General features: G+C 35.2%; 13 protein-coding genes and 2 tRNA genes. 5 read left to right on the plus strand and 10 right to left on the minus strand.

Annotated features, from left to right (window positions below; all coding sequences use genetic code 11):
* Window positions 1-22: 22 nt before the first annotated feature.
* The 4 genes from rpsT to proS form a co-directional block, all read right to left on the minus strand.
* Complete coding sequence (gene rpsT / locus P5P89_RS03175; protein ID WP_041517133.1) at window positions 23-274, minus strand: 30S ribosomal protein S20; 252 nt, start codon at window positions 272-274, stop codon at window positions 23-25.
* Window positions 275-429: 155 nt separating this feature from the next.
* Window positions 430-501 (minus strand) — tRNA-Glu (locus P5P89_RS03180).
* Between the two features lie 38 nt (window positions 502-539).
* Window positions 540-611, minus strand: a tRNA-Glu gene (locus tag P5P89_RS03185).
* A gap of 77 nt (window positions 612-688) precedes the next feature.
* Window positions 689-2,167: a proline--tRNA ligase gene (gene proS / locus P5P89_RS03190; RefSeq protein WP_278010710.1), complete on the minus strand. Its 1,479-nt coding sequence runs from the start codon at window positions 2,165-2,167 to the stop codon at window positions 689-691.
* A gap of 101 nt (window positions 2,168-2,268) precedes the next feature.
* Between proS and P5P89_RS03195 the strand changes: the two genes are divergently transcribed.
* From P5P89_RS03195 to P5P89_RS03215, 5 genes are all read left to right on the plus strand, one after another.
* On the plus strand, window positions 2,269-3,288 hold the full coding sequence (locus tag P5P89_RS03195) for a hypothetical protein (protein WP_278010711.1): 1,020 nt from the start codon (window positions 2,269-2,271) through the stop codon (window positions 3,286-3,288).
* A 48-nt stretch (window positions 3,289-3,336) separates the two neighbouring features.
* On the plus strand, window positions 3,337-4,851 hold the full coding sequence (locus P5P89_RS03200; RefSeq protein WP_278010712.1) for an OmpP1/FadL family transporter: 1,515 nt from the start codon (window positions 3,337-3,339) through the stop codon (window positions 4,849-4,851).
* 216 nt (window positions 4,852-5,067) lie between these two features.
* Window positions 5,068-6,381: a 30S ribosomal protein S12 methylthiotransferase RimO gene (gene rimO, locus P5P89_RS03205; RefSeq protein ID WP_278010713.1), complete on the plus strand. Its 1,314-nt coding sequence runs from the start codon at window positions 5,068-5,070 to the stop codon at window positions 6,379-6,381.
* 33 nt (window positions 6,382-6,414) lie between these two features.
* The gene (locus P5P89_RS03210; RefSeq protein ID WP_278010714.1) at window positions 6,415-6,957 is read left to right on the plus strand and encodes a hypothetical protein; all 543 of its coding nucleotides are present in this window, start codon (window positions 6,415-6,417) and stop codon (window positions 6,955-6,957) included.
* A 33-nt stretch (window positions 6,958-6,990) separates the two neighbouring features.
* On the plus strand, window positions 6,991-7,902 hold the full coding sequence (locus tag P5P89_RS03215; RefSeq protein ID WP_278010715.1) for an N-acetylmuramoyl-L-alanine amidase: 912 nt from the start codon (window positions 6,991-6,993) through the stop codon (window positions 7,900-7,902).
* A gap of 510 nt (window positions 7,903-8,412) precedes the next feature.
* Here the strand turns inward: P5P89_RS03215 and P5P89_RS03220 are convergent.
* The 6 genes from P5P89_RS03220 to P5P89_RS03245 form a co-directional block, all read right to left on the minus strand.
* Entirely contained in the window at window positions 8,413-9,213 is an 801-nt protein-coding gene (locus P5P89_RS03220) for an outer membrane beta-barrel protein (protein WP_340696539.1), read from the minus strand.
* A 786-nt stretch (window positions 9,214-9,999) separates the two neighbouring features.
* Window positions 10,000-10,965, minus strand: a complete 966-nt coding sequence (locus P5P89_RS03225) for a glycoside hydrolase family 5 protein (RefSeq protein ID WP_278010716.1) — start codon at window positions 10,963-10,965, stop codon at window positions 10,000-10,002.
* A gap of 11 nt (window positions 10,966-10,976) precedes the next feature.
* Complete coding sequence (locus P5P89_RS03230; RefSeq protein ID WP_278010717.1) at window positions 10,977-12,209, minus strand: glycoside hydrolase family 27 protein; 1,233 nt, start codon at window positions 12,207-12,209, stop codon at window positions 10,977-10,979.
* A 90-nt stretch (window positions 12,210-12,299) separates the two neighbouring features.
* On the minus strand, window positions 12,300-13,355 hold the full coding sequence (locus P5P89_RS03235; protein ID WP_278010718.1) for a hypothetical protein: 1,056 nt from the start codon (window positions 13,353-13,355) through the stop codon (window positions 12,300-12,302).
* 17 nt (window positions 13,356-13,372) lie between these two features.
* Window positions 13,373-14,971: a RagB/SusD family nutrient uptake outer membrane protein gene (locus tag P5P89_RS03240; protein ID WP_278010719.1), complete on the minus strand. Its 1,599-nt coding sequence runs from the start codon at window positions 14,969-14,971 to the stop codon at window positions 13,373-13,375.
* Window positions 14,972-14,982: 11 nt separating this feature from the next.
* Window positions 14,983-18,177, minus strand: coding sequence for a SusC/RagA family TonB-linked outer membrane protein (locus P5P89_RS03245; RefSeq protein WP_278010720.1), 3,195 nt, complete (start codon window positions 18,175-18,177; stop codon window positions 14,983-14,985).
* Between the last annotated feature and the right edge of the window lie 97 nt (window positions 18,178-18,274).

The raw sequence follows: 18,274 nt of genomic DNA on the forward strand, positions 1-18,274 counted from the left end.
ATATTTTTAGAATTGTAATTAATTACAATTTAGCAACATGTTTCGTTAATTTAGACTTCAGGTTAGAAGCTTTATTGTCGTGAATGATGTTCTTTTTAGCTAATTTATCAATCATAGAGATTACAGTTGATAATTTAGAAGCTGCATCAGATTTATCAGTAGCTAATCTTAATGCTTTAATAGCGTTACGAGTAGTTTTATGCTGGTATCTGTTAAGAACTCTTCTTTTTTCGTTGCTTCTGATTCTTTTTAATGCTGACTTATGATTTGCCATTTTTTTAAATTTTAGATGTAATAATTTATTATAGATACTAGTTAAAAAAGAAAAACCTCCCACAATTGCATAACAATCACTTTGGTTTTAACTAATAAAACAAAAACCGAGACACCAATTTCTATTTTACAAAACTTATTCACAACTAATTTTAGTAGTCCGTGGGGGAATCGAACCCCCCTTACCAGGATGAAAACCTGGCGTCCTAACCGATAGACGAACGGACCATTATATCAAGTAAACACTTAATCTGCAAGAAAAAAAGTAGTCCGTGGGGGAATCGAACCCCCCTTACCAGGATGAAAACCTGGCGTCCTAACCGATAGACGAACGGACCGTGTTTCTCTAATGCGGATGCAAAAATACAACTATTTTTAAGATGTACAACACCTCATGTAAAAAAAATATTTTTTTTTAATATGCCTTAGCAAACAACACTCTTTTTGTAGACGGATTACCAGTAAACACACAGCTTCCCACCTCTTCTGCATGACTTAAAGGGATGCAGCGAATCGTTGCTTTTGTCAGGTCTTTTATTTTCTCTTCGGTTGCAGCTGTACCGTCCCAATGAGCCGAAACAAATCCGCCTTTACCATCTAAAACCTGTTTAAACTCCTCAAAACTATTTACTTCCGTAATATGGTTATTTCGATAGTCTAATGCTTTATTAAATAAATCCGACTGGATTTGCTCTAATAATTCATTTATATAATTTACAATTCTTTCACCAGAAACTGTCTCTTTTGTCAAAGTATCACGTCTTGCCACCTCAAAAGTTCCGTTTTCTAAATCTTTTGGACCTACTGCAATTCGAACAGGAACTCCTTTTAATTCCCATTCAGCAAACTTGAATCCCGGTTTTTGGGTCGTTCTGTCATCATACTTAACTGAAATTCTCAGCTTCCTAAGCTTAGTTGTTAAATCATTAACTGCTGCTGTTATTTCAGTCAATTGTCCATCTGTTTTATAAATTGGCACAATTACAACTTGTATAGGTGCTAAATTTGGAGGCAAAACCAGTCCCTGATCATCAGAGTGAGTCATTACCAGAGCTCCCATTAAACGGGTTGAAACTCCCCATGAGGTGCCCCAAACATGTTCCTGTTTTCCTTCTGCATTCGCAAACTTAACATCAAAAGCTTTTGCAAAATTCTGACCTAAAAAGTGAGATGTTCCCGCCTGTAATGCTTTTCCGTCCTGCATTAAAGCCTCTATACAATATGTTTCATCTGCTCCTGCAAAACGTTCAGTTTCGGTTTTCACTCCTTTTACAACCGGAATCGCCATAAAATTCTCTACAAAATCCGCATACACATTCATCATTTTTTCTGATTCCTCCAGCGCTTCTGCCTTTGTAGCATGTGCAGTATGTCCTTCCTGCCATAAAAATTCAGCCGTCCTCAAAAATAAACGCGTACGCATTTCCCAACGTACTACATTCGCCCATTGATTAATCAACAAAGGCAAATCTCTATACGATTGCACCCACCCTTTGTATGTTGACCAGATAATTGCCTCACTTGTTGGACGAACAATAAGTTCTTCTTCTAACTTTGCATTCGGATCAACCATTAGCTTTCCAGGTTTATCAGGATCGTTTTTTAATCTGTAATGCGTTACAATCGCACACTCTTTTGCAAATCCTTCGGCGTTTTTTTCTTCAGCTTCAAACATGCTCTTTGGCACGAATAAAGGGAAATATGCATTTTGATGTCCGGTTTCTTTAAACATTCTGTCTAATTCAGCCTGCATTTTTTCCCAAATAGCATATCCGTACGGTTTAATCACCATACAGCCTCTTACACCTGAATTTTCGGCTAAATCTGCCTTAACAACCAGTTCGTTATACCATTTCGAATAATCTTCTGCTCTTGTAGTGAGGTTCTTGCTCATATTGAATATTTTGGCACAAATTTTGTTTTATTTTTTTTAACTAAATAGTTTCGCAAAACTAACTATTTTTGTAATGTGCAACAATAAAAAACACCACAGATATGAAAACTTATACTTCACTCCGACAAAACTCAGCTCATTTCTATCTAATTGGATTGTTGAGTTTTTTATTAGCATCGTGTGGTTCTTACCAAAACAGTTCGTATAACGATAATGATGGAGTCTATGGCAATAGTCGTAATTACACTCAGTCAAATACTACTCCTGCCAATAATCAATATCAGGATTATTTTAAATCACTTCAAAACGACGGAATGCCTACCGAAATATTTACTGACGTAGACAGCTATGGTAATTACGCAGAAAATGACAGCACACAAGTTGCCTCAGTATCATCTTACCCTTCATGGGGAAGCAGTAATTCTGAAGTCTCAGTCAACGTTTATTCCAGCCCAATGTGGTCTATGGGATTTGGTTATGGCTTTGGATATCCATATTACGGATGGGGAGGATACGGAGGCTACTGGGGTTATTCCGGATACGGATGGGGTTATCCTGGATACGGATGGGGATATCCTCCTTATTGGGGACCGGGATGGGGATATTCCGGCTATTGGGGACCCGCTTATGGCTACGGATACAGATATAATAACTATTCGTATAATTACGGAAGAAGAGGATCTGCTGCTTACTATGGCGGAAGAAATTATACGTCAAACAGAAGCTATAGCACAAATAGAAGTTACAACACAAGCAGAAGCTATAACAGCAACAGAAACTATACTACAAACAGAAGTTACAATACAAACAGACAAAACACCTTTTCAGATTACAGAAGAGGATCATCAGTAAACAGAACATCAAGTCCTACATTTTCAGACAGAAGAAGTTCAAATCAAAACAATAGCAGTTACGATTCAAGCAGAAGATCAAGTACTACTAATTCAAACAGAACTTACAATTACAACAACAATAGCAACAATTCTTCAAGAAGTTATTCAGCACCCAGTTCTTCTCCTTCCCGTTCATATAACAGTAGCGGAGGTGGCGGAAGTATGAGATCCTCTGGCGGCGGTGGAGGCGGCAGATCCTATGGTGGTGGCGGTGGCGGAAGAAGGTAACAATTTCATTCTTCAGCTTATTTAGTTACAAATCAAATTCAACAAAAAATGAAAAAAATATTCATCCTACTTATAACAGGATTAACTGCCAGCGTCTCTTATTCTCAGGAAATTTCGGATGGTGTACGATATTCTCAGGACAATTTAACAGGAACTGCCCGTTTTAGGGCAATGGGTGGCGCCTTTGGAGCACTTGGAGGAGATTTATCATCATTATCTGTAAACCCTGCCGGATCTGCAATTTTTAACAATAATCAGGCTGGACTGACTTTTAGCAATCAGAACATTAAAAACAATTCCAATTATTTCAACGATGAAATGTCCACGAAAGACAACTCGTCGGTTTTAAATCAGGCCGGAGTTGTTTTTGTATTTAACACCATGAATCCAAACAACAACTGGAAAAAAATAACTATTGGAGCGAATTATGAAAACACAAACAATTTCAGCAACAAAACAGTTTCAGTAGGAACCAACACAAACAATTCTATAGATGATTATTTTTTAGCATATGCAAACGGAATAGAACTAAGAAATACAAATCTGGATTATAGAGATCAATCCTACAGTGAACAACAGGCTTATTTCGGACTTAGAGGAAAAGTTATCATACCGGCTTCTAATACTGCCAATAATACTCAATACCTAACAAATGTTCCTGCGGGAAGTGACCCTACAAAAGGTAAATATTATCAAGAAAATGAAGTTCATACTGTCGGATACAACAGTAAATTAAGTATTAACATAGCAACATCCTACAATGACAGACTTTATCTGGGAGCTAATTTAAATGTCCATGTTACGGATCACAGAAGCACAAGAACTTTTTACGAGGACAACGCAAACCCATTGCAAGCCAGAGAAACAATTTCAAATTTGCGTTTTAATAACGAAATTTATACATATGGCAATGGTTTTTCATTTCAACTGGGAGCAATTGGAAAAATCACAGATTCTTTTCGACTTGGCGTAGCATACGAATCGAATACATGGTATGAATTATATGATGAAATCACCCAAAGTTTATTTACCACAACAGAAAATAGCGCAAATGAGGTTTTTGATTATGCCGTAAATCCTAATATAACGAACGTTTACAAACCTTACACCCTCCAGACTCCAGGGAAATTCACTTTTAGCGGTGCTTATATATTTGGAAAAACCGGTTTAATCAGTCTTGACTATTCTATTAAAGACTACGGAAATACTAAATTCAAACCGACGAGTGATTCAGGATTCAGGGAACTGAACAATGACATAAGCAACCAACTAACAACAAGTGGCGAATTAAGGATTGGAGGCGAGTACAAAATCAAGAGATTAAGCCTGCGGGGTGGATATCGTTTTGAAGGAAGCCCTTACAAAGACGGCAAAACAATTGGGGATTTAAACAGCTATTCGGGAGGTTTAGGCTATAATTTTGGAGGCACAAAAATTGATCTTGCCTATTCTTATACTGAAAGAGAATCTAATCAGGGATTTTTTGCAACCGGATTAACCAACCCTGCAAAAATCAATTCTAAACTCAACAATGTTTCCGTAACTTTATTATTTGAATTGTAATTAAAAATCAAAATAGAGGATTGAAAATTTCCGTCTGGTCTGACCCGGCGGATTTTTTTTAGCCCCGATAGAAGTGAAAATCCTTTTGTGCCGGTGTTCGGCACAAAAGATTGCAACGGATAGCGGGAAATAGCTCCCGAAAAAACACCTAAAAGAACTCTAAACAAGCGGTGTTTGAATAAAAAAGTGTAATTTTGCACTCCAATTTATAAAAGTATGAGAACCAAGTCTTTAAAAAAGAACAAAATTAACGTAATCACTCTTGGGTGTTCGAAAAATGTATATGACAGCGAAGTGCTTATGGGACAGCTTCGTGCAAACGGAAAAGAAGTTACTCACGAAGCGACTGCAAAAGAAGAAGGAAACATTATCGTAATCAACACTTGTGGTTTTATTGACAATGCGAAAGCAGAATCGGTAAACATGATTTTGGAATACGCTGATAAAAAAGACAAAGGTTTAGTTGACAAGGTTTTCGTAACAGGATGTTTATCTGAACGTTATAGACCTGATTTGGAAAAAGAAATCCCAAATGTGGATCAATATTTTGGAACCACAGAACTGCCTCAGCTTTTGAAAGCGCTGGGTGCAGATTATAAACATGAATTATTGGGAGAGCGCTTAACGACTACTCCAAAAAATTACGCATACTTAAAAATCGCTGAAGGCTGTGACAGGCCCTGCAGTTTCTGCGCTATTCCGTTAATGAGAGGTTCGCATGTTTCTCAGCCAATCGAAAAATTAGTAAAAGAAGCACAGGGATTAGCCAAAAACGGCGTAAAAGAATTGATTTTAATCGCTCAGGACCTGACTTATTATGGCCTTGATCTTTATAAAAAGAGAAATCTTGCAGAATTATTAGAAGCACTGGCAGCTGTAGAAGGCATCGAATGGATACGTTTGCATTATGCCTACCCTACCGGTTTTCCGATGGATGTTCTGGAGCTAATGAAACGCGAACCAAAAATTTGTAATTACATTGATATTCCGTTGCAGCATATTTCGGATAACATTCTAAAATCGATGCGCCGCGGTACTACTCAGGCAAAAACGACTCAGTTATTAAAAGATTTTCGCGCTGCAGTTCCGGGAATGGCTATTAGAACCACATTAATTGTTGGATATCCTGGTGAAACACAAGAAGATTTTGAAATTTTGAAAGATTTTGTTCAGGAAATGAAATTTGACAGAATGGGCTGTTTTGCTTATTCCCATGAAGAAAATACGCATGCTTATTTATTGGAAGATGATGTTCCTGCTGATGTAAAACAAGCCAGAGCCAATGAAATCATGGAACTACAATCACAAATTTCATGGGATTTGAATCAGGAAAAAATAGGTCAGGTTTACAGATGTATTATTGACAGAAAAGAAGGTGCTCATTTTGTAGGAAGAACAGAATTTGACAGTCCGGATGTTGACAATGAAGTCTTAATAGACGCCTCAAAACATTATGTAAAAACTGGCGAATTTGTTAATATAAGGATAATAGAAGCGACCGAATTTGATTTATACGGAGAACCTGCTTAAATTTACGCTAACCAATCATCAATTTTAAAGTTTATGAAACCTTTTCACTCTATTTTTCTTTTAGCTTTCGCTTTATTAAGCTATAATTCTATTTCAGCACAATATGGAAATGGCTACAATAATGGCTATGGGAACGGTTACGGCAGAGGCGGAATGGGCATGGACAGAAGCATGATGCAGGGTCCCCAAAGCAGCCCAAGCAAACCAAAAGAAGTTCCTGTAGAAGAAACAGCTGCTAAAATTGTAGAGCAAATGAAACCCGAAGTAAATCTTGATGAATTACAGGTTATCGCTATTACAAATGTTTTGGCAGACAGCATGAGAGAACAAGGCGTTCTTTTGAAAAACGAAAGCAGCAGCCAGGATCAGAAAATTGAACAGATAAACGCACTAAGAGAAGTTACGACAAAAAAAATAACAGCTTTCCTTAATCCTGGGCAAATCGAAAAGTATACTACTTTTATGGCTAATTTTAAAGAAATAAAAAAAACTAAATCTAAAAAGAAAAAAGATAAAGATTCAAAAGACACTAAAGAAGTCAAAGAAGACACTGAAGCAATAAAGCCTGCTGAATAACAATCCTGACTCAACCTTAAATGTAATTAAAGCATGTTAAAAAAACATTTTTTTTATCTGATTTCAGCCATTATTATAACTTCCTGCGGGACAAAAAATCCATATAAAACTACTGAAAAAGTTTACGATCAGCAGCTTAAAACTTTAGAAAATCAAATTACAAGTAAAGAAGTCCAGCCAATACCACCAGCTGTTCCGCCTGTAGTTATAGATACTACTTATGCTTCGCAATTAGGGATTGTAAAGGATACACTTTCAAAAACAGGCTCTACTTCTTTAGTAAATGGTATTACAACAGAATGGATTGGAACAGTCAATTTTAATCTAAGAAAGCCGAGTTTTATTGTTATTCATCATACTGCTCAGGATTCACTCCAGCAAACTGTAAGTACATTTACAAAAAGCAGAACACAGGTTAGTGCACATTATATCATTTCTGAAAACGGAAAAGTAGTTCAGATGTTAAATGATTACTTAAGAGCGTGGCATGCCGGGGCATCCAGCTGGGGAAAAAACACGGATTTAAATTCTTCTTCAATAGGTATAGAACTTGATAACAATGGTTTCAAACCTTTTACAGAAGCTCAAATCAGCAGTTTAGTGGCCCTTTTGACAAAACTGAAAAAAGATTACAATATTCCGACACAAAATATTTTAGGTCATGCTGATATCGCTCCAGGAAGAAAACAAGATCCAAGTGCTTTATTCCCATGGAAGACTTTAGCGGAAAAAGGATTTGGAATTTGGCCCGATGAAGTTCTGGAAGAAGCCCCTTTTGATTTTAAAATTGAACCGGCATTGCGAATTATTGGGTACAATACCAAAAATCTTTCAGCAGCGATTCAGGCTTTTAAATTACATTATATTCAAACAGATACTACAGCTATTTTAGACCGAAAAACAATAGACACTATTTATTCTATTTACAAAAAACAGGTTCAATAGACGATAATACATTAAAAATAAAATAAATAACGCATTCCTGATAAAATTTAGAGAATGCGTTTTTTTATTATTAGATTTTCAAGACCTTCAAAATACTATCAAAAAAGTTTGTCCGAAGCCTTACCCCTATTCATTCATAATTACCAGCAATGCCTGAGGCAAAAAAACAACCCTTACATATAAAACTTAAGTACTACTTTATATCATTAGAAATAAATAAAAACATTGAGTATTTGAAGATGGTTTATCATCATAAAAATGATTTGATCCAGTTCATCCTAATCTTTTTTTCATACAAAGTCGTACACAAAGACTTATTTAGGTTAAAGATTTTTCTTAAGCATAATTTTCCTTACCTGTTGACTAATTGTACCGAATGAGAATTATAAACTCAAATTCAATTACATATAAAAAAGCTGCCAAAAATTTATAATTTTTGACAGCTTCCAAAAAAAAAAAAAATATCAATCTTTATCTCTTTTCTAGAAAGAGTATGTTTTATAATTGATTTTAGAATCCGTAAACTAAAGCCAGAAGCACTTGAGAAGCAGATTTAGCAGGCACTAAATCAGAATCTACAAACTTAACTTTATCTGAATTTGAATCAAATCTGAACTCTGGAATAATAGTCAAACCGTTTATTTTGTAGTTCCCAGACAAAGTCAAAGCTGTAATATCTGTGTCATCTGACCCCTCTTTAGACTTAAAATATTCACCACGTATTCCCAAAGCAAAAGCATCAGTAATCGCATAAGATGGGTATAATGCGGCTCCTGTATAACCTACATCACCTTCGTTTGAAAAATCAGCAGCGTTTAAACCTAATTTGAATTTATCGGTTAATTGGAATGTTGCAGTTAAATCAACAATAGTACCACTTACAGAGCCATCCATAAAATTTAAATATGCACTTGCTTTATCAGTTACATAAGACAATTGCCCCCCTACAGCATTTAATCCTTTTTGAGGATCTGCTTTATATGTATTCCATGAGTCATTAAATACACCTACCATTGCTCCAAATTTTTCAGTTATAGCATAATTTGCTTTAACACCTGCATTTTGAAATGGTCCATTAGTAAACAAATAAGAAGTGGAGTAATGAAAGTTACCAACAGGCGAGATTACTTCATACCCAATAAATGTGCCCATGTAACCCGCAGTCAGGCTAAGTTTATCAGAAACTGCATAGCTTGCATATAAATTTTGGATGTGAAATGAATTTGCATCAGTTCCATCACCATTTGGTATTGACTGATATTGACCTCTTGGTCCAAAAGAAATTTCGCCAACAAAAGAAATATTTTTAATTTTTTCTTCAAAGCGATATCCAACATCCCTAAAGAAACTGAATTCTGGTCTGTTGCAAAACTTGTCGGAATGTTAGGAACTTTAGCAAAATCATATTTGTAATATATATCACCTGAACCTGAAATTTCTAATGGAGTGGTTTCTGATGTTTCATCTTGTGCAAATGCAAAACTTGTTGTTAGGGCTAATGATAAAATACATAATACTTTTTTCATGTGTAAATTGGTTTTAGTTATTAATTGATTCTGGTTAGTTAAATTTTTATCTTTTTATAATTACGATTGCTTTTTTTGAACTTTAAATCGGTCTAAATCATCATCATTTTCTTCAGCGAATTTATTAACTTTTGTATGAGTAGAAGAATCGAAAACTATTTTTTTAATGTTTTTAGAGCAGAATTACGGATTACAAAAATTAAATTAAAAATAATCGTTATTTGATATTTATAAGGATAGCTTTTTAAAAATTCAACAACGATTTTTTCAACATTAAGCCTTAAAAAATAGGGTTTAAAATTTTTAAAATAATAAAATAGCCACTTTTTAATCTTTTTTTAAATAAAAAAAACAGAAGACCCTAAAAAAATAAGGGGGCACATTAAAAAAATGTAAATCAAAAATAACCAACAAAGAATACATATTAAATAACAGCTAAAAAGCAATCAAATAAAATTCCTACAAAACAACACACGAGATCAGCTTAGATTAACCGCTATAAAAGACCTTTTAAAACGGAGAAAGCCTGTTAAAATAAACAGGCCTTCTTATAATCTAAAAATAACTGATACTACTTCTGACTATTATATTTTATTAAAAATTCACGAACTTTAATTCCTGACTCTTTCAAATCAGTATCCTTCCATTTCCCTTCCGATTTTGCAGATTTTTTCAATATTGAACATGTTTCATCTTTATCAGAAACCGACCAGGTAATCCAGCTTAACTTTCGGGATTCCATCCAATCGATGTATTCCTGCCAAGCATTCATATTTAAAGGTCCGTCTCCAGTAGCCTCCATACCAGCTGATTCTGAAATAAAAATGGGCAGACCGCTTTTTATTGCCTGATCCGTTCTGTCTCTTAATTCTTTTCCATGTGTTGCAGCATAAAAATGCATCGTATACATTATATTAGTGTATCCTAAAATAGGATCTGCTGCCGGAAGATGAACATCCTGATCCCAGTGCGGAGATCCGACCAGAATAATATTTTTAGGATCATTACTTCTTATTATCTTAATAACTTCTTCAGCATACTCCTTAATTTGTGGCCAGGTTTCATCATCCGGTTCATTGAAAACCTCATAAATAATATTTGGATACTTAGAATACTTTTTAGATATCTCAGCAAAAAAAGCTTTTGCTTCTTCTAAATTTATATTATGACTGTGCCAGTCTATAATTACATAGATATCCGATTTTATAGCCCCTTTTATAACTGCCTCAATTTTATCTTTCGAAAACTGCGACTCCTTTATATAAGACATGTTTCCTAATTCGATTCCCATAGCAGCACGAACTACATTACAGTTAAAATCTTTTTTTAGCCATTTAACTGCTTTTTCATTGTAAAATCTGGGCCACATGCTATGCCATCCAAAACTCATTCCGCGTAAAACTATCGGATTATTATCCTGATCAACTAATTGAGTCCCCTGAACACTTAACTGACCATGTCTTTTCACAAATTGAGCATTGGTAAAACAAAACATTAATAATAAGGTATAGACAAAAAGTCTAGCTTCTGTTTTCATATTAAAGAGTGTTATGGAATTAATCGTAATGTAATTACATCATGAGATCCAAGATCTGCTGTAAAATTCTTTTTAGTATTCCCGATTTCTTTATTTTTCCAAAGGTCCTTTAACCTGAAAACTTTTTTATTAAAGTCGGCTTCATAACCAAAATCCACATCTTTTATTAAATACTTTTTCCAGTCAAAATTGATTTTTTTAGCAACATCGCTTCTGTTCAAAAAAGTAATCGCCCAATTATCATCTGACAAGGGTTTTACCCAAACTTCAACACCATCTTCAGCAAGATATTTAAAACCCTGTATTCCTAATTTATCCTGATTCACAGCAATCAATTCTTTGTTAGTTAAAATTGCTAGTGTTTCTTTTGTCATCTTTCTGTAATCATTTCCACTAAACAATGGTGATGCCAGCATACACCAAATACTAAAATGCGCCTTATCTTCAATATCATTCATTTCATTTCCTACTTCCATCATATCAAAATCATTCCAGTGATCAGGACCCGAATATTTACGAATATCTTTACGCATATCTGCAATTTTCATAAACCCCCAGGATGACCAATTTTCAGGATGTTTGAATTCACAGTCAAAACAAGGATAAATATCTCCCGAAATTCTCCAAAGATTCCCAACCGGTTTTCCCCATTCCCAAGGCTGGTTATCTCCCCATTCGCAAAGACTAAAAACAATTGGTCTTCCAGCAATTTTTAACGCATTACTCATTGTTGTGTATGCCTCCGGAGCTGTAATTCCTTTTGTATTACACCAATCGTATTTCAAGAAATCAATTCCAAGTTTCGCATAAAAACGGGCATCCTGATATTCATAACCGCGTGTTCCAGGATAACCGGCACAAGTTTGCGTACCTGCACAATTATACAAACCAAATTTCAAACCTTTGCTATGCACATAATCTATAACTGCCTTCATTCCGTTAGGGAATTTAACCGGATCCGGCACTAAATCTCCGTTTGCATCTCGTTCTTTTGCCATCCATCCATCGTCCAGGACAATATAATTATAACCTGCCGCGGCCATTCCTGATGAAACCATAATATCAGCCGTTTCTTTTACCAATTTTTCATCGATATTGGTTGCAAAAGTATTCCATGAATTCCAGCCCATTGGCGGGGTCATGGCGAGACCTTCGAATTTCCCTCCTACTTGATTATGTGTATTTCCCTGACTAAAAACTAAAACCGAACTAAGTAAAATCAATCCTAAAACTATTTTTTTCATTATTTTTAAATTTAAAGTTCTTCACAAAAAAGATATTCCCTAATTTTTCAACTAGGGAATATCACATAAACTAACTCAAAAAGAAATCTCTTATTTTAATACAAATCCTATATCGTCAAATAATACGGTATTACCACCATCACTATTTGATTCTTGGAAGGTAAGCATTGTAAGGCTGGTTGGGTTTCCTAAATCGCTAAAAGGAATTTCCAGATACACCCATGAAGTTGTAACAGGCAATACATAATTTACACCGCCATTTACATTAAAATTAACTCGTCCGGTTTTTGCCCCTTTAATAGCAATACGCAATGCTTTGTATGGAGTTAAATCTACATTGAACCCCCAATTTCCTCCGTCCCATTGACCGAATTCCCACTGCCAGGATTTTTGGCCTTGATAAGAATCTCCGCCAAAATCAAAATTAACACCTTTACCAGCCCATGGACCTCCCCATTGCACACCATACAATACGTCATCATACAATGCTGTCCCGATAGCTTCTTTTGAGGTTGCTGTTCCAGATATATTAGTTACAGAAAGATATCTGTGATTAGCATTTGCCGGGATTTTTACCACGATCTGCTCTAAAGTTGAAGAAACTACTGTAACCGGAACCGCAGGTTGTGTTGGTGTTTCTGCCAAAGTAACTACAGGATCTAAGAAGTATTTACCTTTAATTATTACCTGATCTCCTTCTGAACAGTTTATAGAATTAAAACCGCTGAATGTAGGCACTGGAGGCGCAACTGTCAAATTGTAAACCACAGTTCCTCTATCAGTAACTACTTTTAACTGATTAGAAGCATTCGCATAAGGCGTATCTTCATCAACTAATATAATAATATCAGTATCAGTTACAAATGTTGGTCTGAAATACGTATCGAAGTCATTAAAGTATACTTTTTTTGTAGTAAGCAATCCTTTTCCATGAATTACATAATAGTTTTTTGGATCTACTAATGTTACCGGTGTTAATGGTTTAAGACTTCCGTCTACATTATATCCTGAAGGCATCACAGATTCTATTACAGGAGCGCCATTATAAGCTTCAGTACTGTCATCACTTGAACATGAAGTAAAAAGCGTCAGAAAAAGCATCAACGCCATACTTATTGTTAACGAAACAATTTTTATATTTTTCATACTATTATTTTTAAAAATTATTTAAAAGTATACGGCGCTACTTCTGTTAATTTTGGATTTTTAATTAAATCATCTGCAGGATAAGGGAGTAAAAGATTTGATGCCGAAATGGTAATGTGTTTTGGCGTTTCTTTATCTCCTCTGTTTTGTGCTTCTAAAATTGCTTTTGCTTTCGCGAATGGCAAACGTCCTAAATCAAAATAATAATCTCCTTCACAAGCTAGCTCGGCTCGTCTTTCTTTGAAAATATCATCAAATGAAACAGAAGCTTTAATTGGCAGACCAGCTCTTTTACGAACTGCGTTAAATGACTTTAAAGCAGCAGGATCTGAAGTACTTCCTGATTGCGAACCTAATATTGCTTCGGCATGAATTAAAAGCAGATCAGCATAACGCATCATATAACTATTCATACTACTTTCTCCATTAAATGGTGCATTGAATGGTCCAGTAATCGCTAAATTTTCTTTCCCAATAACATATTTCTTCAAACCAGCTCCTGAATTCTGCGCCTCATTTTCTTCATCAAAAGTATATCCTAAAAGTTTTGGTGAATCTACCGCAAGTGTTTGTGCATACATTAAGTTTGGATAATAATCTCCAGGAAGCATAAATGTTTCGGCTCTCCTTTTATCGCCTGGCTCATAAACATTATGAATTAAATCCTGAGATGGCGCAATTTGACCTGAATAAGAAGTTTCAACCAATCTGTTTTCTGGTGCAAATAATGTATTAGAGAAGTTTCCTTCGAAATAGGTCCCTGCTCCTGTCCATTGCCATGAAAAAATAGATTCTTCGTTGTTATTATTTTTCTGAAGCCATAAATCAGCAAATGATTTTGTTGGCAGTTCATCTCCTCCTAATAATTTAAATTCTCCGCTGTTGATTACTTCCTGAGCCATTGTTCTTGCCAGATCATATTTCTTTTGATACAAATATACTTTTGCCAAAAGTGCTTTTGCAGATCCGCTAGACACATGTGCGTTTGCCGCGTAATCAGAACCTCTGTTTTTTGATCTTAAATTATCGATAGCAAATTTTAAATCGTTTTCAATAAATTTATAAACATCTTCAACCGGATTACTTGGAATCACGAAGTTTTTAGAATAATCAGCATTGTTTTCGATGATTGGCACATTTCCCCATAATCTTACTAAGAAGAAATAAGCAAAAGCTCTAATAAAATGCATTTCTCCCATTGCATTGTTCAAAGCTTCTTTTGAAACGTTTGGGCCAACACTTTGAGGCAGTGTATTAATATAAGAATTACAATTGGCAACCGCTCCAAAACATGATCTCCATGAATCACCAATAAAAGACTGGCTGCTTGTAAAACTCAAATCTGTAAATTTTCCAAACTCATTATAAGGACCTGCATACATATTCCCCGAAATAACATCGGTAATACCATAAAATCCTTCTTTATTCATATTAAACCATACAATACCGTAAAGTCCGTTACTAGCGTTATCCAGCTTTACATCAGAATCATAATAATTCCCTATTGTTGGTACTCCTTCTGCAGGTACATCTAAAAAGTCCTGAGAACAAGAAGAAGACATTAACATAATGATTGTTAAAGCAACAGCACCGCTTCTTTTTATTATATTTTTCATATTATTTCGTATTAAAATTCAACATTAAAACCAAAAGAAATCTGTCTTGGCACTGGGTAACGTCCGTTATCTACACCAGATAATAAAGCATCCTGATTGTATGAACCTACTTCAGGATCATATCCTTTATACTTTGTAAAAGTATATAAGTTTTGACCAGAAGCATAAATTCTTAATCTTGTGAGTTTAATTTTTGAAATTATATCAGAAGGAAGTGAATATCCTAAAGTCACATTCTGAATTCTTAAATAAGATCCATCTTCAATAAATCTTGAAGAAACTGCATTATTAATATCATTATATGCAGATGGTCTTGGCAACGCAGCATTGGTATTTGTCGCTGAGTAAAAATCAGCAGCTTCTGTTAAATAATTAGTTCCTAAATTACTATTTAATGTACCCGACATACGAGTTAAATTCATCAGCTTATTTCCAGAAGTTCCTTGAAGGAAAATAGACAAATCAACATTTTTGTATTTGAAATTATTAGTGAAACCATATGTGAATTTTGGATTTGGATTCCCAATTGTCACTAAATCTTTAGTATCAATAACACCATCGTTGTTCTGATCTTTGTAAATCACATCTCCTTTTTGGAATTCAGGCAATAATGAGTTGGTACCGTTTTTCAAAACTACTTTTGTTCCAGAACCATTATCATGGCCGTAAGTCAATAAATCCTGATCGGTTCTGTAAATCCCTGTTGCTTGATACCCTAAAAATGAACCAATTGGCAGACCTTCCTGAGTTCTGGAAACTGTAACAGTATTATAAGCTAGTGTTCCCATTGTTTTTACAATGTTTAATCCAGCCATGTTTGTAACCTCATTTACATATTTAGTAAAGTTGGCACTGGCATTCCAAGAAAAGTTCTGAGTAAACTGTTTGTTGTAAGTAAGCGTTACCTCAAGACCTTTGTTCTGCATACTTCCTAAGTTAAAGTATGGAGGATTAACTCCTCCCTCATAATCTCCACCACCTGAAAGAAAGTTTGGAAGCGGCACCTGATACAAGAAGTTTTTAGAAACTTTCTTATACAAATCAACAGTTGCAGAAAGTGATGAATTAAACAAAGTAAAATCCAACCCTAAGTTGGTCTGCTCTTGAGTCTCCCATTTCAAATCTTTATTAGCCGAATTTGATGGAAGATAAGAAGTTCCCATTGTGCTATTAATCAGGTGAAGATTAGAATCATACAAATTGTTTCCAATCTGATTGTTTCCTGTTTGTCCCCAACCTGCTCTCAGTTTAATATTGTCAACATATTTTTTCGTTCCTGCCATAAAAGCTTCATTTGAAAGTTTCCATGAACCACTTGCTGAGCTGAAAACACCCCATTTATTACCCACAAAGAATTTTGAAGATCCGTCAGTTCTAACCGCAGCTGTAATTCCGTATCTGTCTCCAAAATCGTAAACTACCCTTCCTAAGTAAGAAGCCAACGTTTGAGTACCAGAGTAAACTCCGCTTGTAACTGCTTTTGATAAGTCTGAAGCTGCTAGCGATTTATCGTTGTTATCTTTATAGCCATAACCTGTAATCGTATAACCTTGCCAGTGTGCCCTGTTTGATTCCTGAACAGCCAGAAGTGTAAAATTGTGTTTATCCACTGTTTTTCTATAGGTAAGCATGTTTTTTAAGTTCCATGAATTTCCTGAAGAAGGATTATAATACAAATTGGCAAAACTTTTTACTGCGTTTCCTAAAGAATACATTGGATCGAATCGCTGACCTAAGTTGTCATAAATATATCCACCAGCTTCAAAACGATATTCTAAACCTTTGGCAATATCAACCTGAGTATAAAAATTTCCTGAATAGTTTTTTCTAACTAAAGTATTTGATCCTAATAAAGAAGTAGCAACAGGATTTACAAACGATGTTGCTCCGCCCGCAGGAGGTCCTGCAAAAGCGCCTGATAATTCTCTAACCGCCACATCTGGAGTCGCTAATAATGAAGTCGCTACAACTCCGTTAAATTGTCCGTTGAGTGTTAGTTTTTCATCTGTTATAGCACCACTTACGTTTACACCAACTTTAATAAAGCTGTTTACTTTAGCATCAATATTAGTTCTGAAGTTGTATCGTTTAAAACCAGATTCGATCACAATACCTTCCTGATTTAAAACACCTCCAGAGATATAGTAATTAATTCCTTCTTTTCCGCCAGAAAATGACAATTGATTCGAACTCATCAATCCTGTTTCGTAAATGGCATCCTGCCAGTCAGTACCTTTTCCTAAAAGTTCAGGATGAGCAAATTCTGGTCTGTAAGAAGTTGGATCATAAACTGCTGACAATGCATTTTGATGCCTCGCATATTCCTGAAGATCCATAGAATGAAGCTTTTTAGGAAGATTACTAATTGTATAGGAACTCTCCAAAGACAATTTTCCAGTTCCTTTTTTACCTGATTTTGTTGTAACAATCACAACCCCATTTGCTCCGCGCGAACCATAAATAGAAGTCGCAGAAGCATCTTTTAAAATATCAATCGATTCGATATCACTTGGATTTAAAAGCGCAAGCGGACTTTGTGTAATATTACCATTATTAGAAAAATTCGAGTTTCCCTGAGCATTTCTTCCAGATGTAGATGAGTTCCTTGCGTCTCCAGACATTGGCACTCCATCAATTACATATAACGGTTCGTTTGTCCCTGTTAGAGAAGAGACCCCTCTAATTCTCACCGAAACGTTACTTCCCGGTTCACCAGAGTTACTATTTACGACTACCCCTGCCGCTTTACCCTGCATCATCTGGTCAAAAGAAACTACTTTTAAGTTTTCGATATCTTTTGAGCTGATGCTCGAAATTGCACTGTTTACATCTTTTCGTTTTTGAGTACCGTAACCAATTACAACTACATCTTTAAGATCTTCTGCAGCTGATTTTAAAATTACATTTATGGTTTTTCTGCCGTCAACAGCAACTTTTTGAGTATTGAATCCGATAAAAGAATACAATAAAGTTCCATTTGCAGGAACATCGATCGAATATTTTCCGTCAAAGTCTGTTGAAGTCGAAACTTTAGAACCGGCAATCGAAATATTGGCACCAGGAATCGATAATCCTTTTTCATCAGACACGACACCTGATACTTTTACCTGAGCAGTAATGAAGTTGCTCAGCAACAGAAATAACATCAATGGAATGGTCTTACGGCTAGCATTCCAGTGAATAAAATTAGTGATTAGTTTTTTCATAATAAATGTTTGGTTAGTTGAAAGTTTAATCCTTTATAAAGCAGTAAAAAGGAAGTTATATTTTACCGATTTATTTTTAACAAATCTATAACAGAAC

This window comes from Flavobacterium gyeonganense (genome assembly GCF_029625295.1).
GTDB classification, from domain to species: Bacteria; Bacteroidota; Bacteroidia; order Flavobacteriales; family Flavobacteriaceae; genus Flavobacterium; species Flavobacterium gyeonganense.

Excerpts from the sequence above, each read along its gene's own strand:
- rpsT (WP_041517133.1), bottom strand. The coding sequence starts at position 274 with ATGGCAAATCATAAGTCAGCATTAAAAAGAATCAGAAGCAACGAAAAA.
- proS (WP_278010710.1), bottom strand. The coding sequence starts at position 2,167 with ATGAGCAAGAACCTCACTACAAGAGCAGAAGATTATTCGAAATGGTAT.
- P5P89_RS03195 (WP_278010711.1), top strand. The coding sequence starts at position 2,269 with ATGAAAACTTATACTTCACTCCGACAAAACTCAGCTCATTTCTATCTA.
- P5P89_RS03200 (WP_278010712.1), top strand. The coding sequence starts at position 3,337 with ATGAAAAAAATATTCATCCTACTTATAACAGGATTAACTGCCAGCGTC.
- rimO (WP_278010713.1), top strand. The coding sequence starts at position 5,068 with ATGAGAACCAAGTCTTTAAAAAAGAACAAAATTAACGTAATCACTCTT.
- P5P89_RS03210 (WP_278010714.1), top strand. The coding sequence starts at position 6,415 with ATGAAACCTTTTCACTCTATTTTTCTTTTAGCTTTCGCTTTATTAAGC.
- P5P89_RS03215 (WP_278010715.1), top strand. The coding sequence starts at position 6,991 with ATGTTAAAAAAACATTTTTTTTATCTGATTTCAGCCATTATTATAACT.
- P5P89_RS03225 (WP_278010716.1), bottom strand. The coding sequence starts at position 10,965 with ATGAAAACAGAAGCTAGACTTTTTGTCTATACCTTATTATTAATGTTT.
- P5P89_RS03230 (WP_278010717.1), bottom strand. The coding sequence starts at position 12,209 with ATGAAAAAAATAGTTTTAGGATTGATTTTACTTAGTTCGGTTTTAGTT.
- P5P89_RS03235 (WP_278010718.1), bottom strand. The coding sequence starts at position 13,355 with ATGAAAAATATAAAAATTGTTTCGTTAACAATAAGTATGGCGTTGATG.
- P5P89_RS03240 (WP_278010719.1), bottom strand. The coding sequence starts at position 14,971 with ATGAAAAATATAATAAAAAGAAGCGGTGCTGTTGCTTTAACAATCATT.
- P5P89_RS03245 (WP_278010720.1), bottom strand. The coding sequence starts at position 18,177 with ATGAAAAAACTAATCACTAATTTTATTCACTGGAATGCTAGCCGTAAG.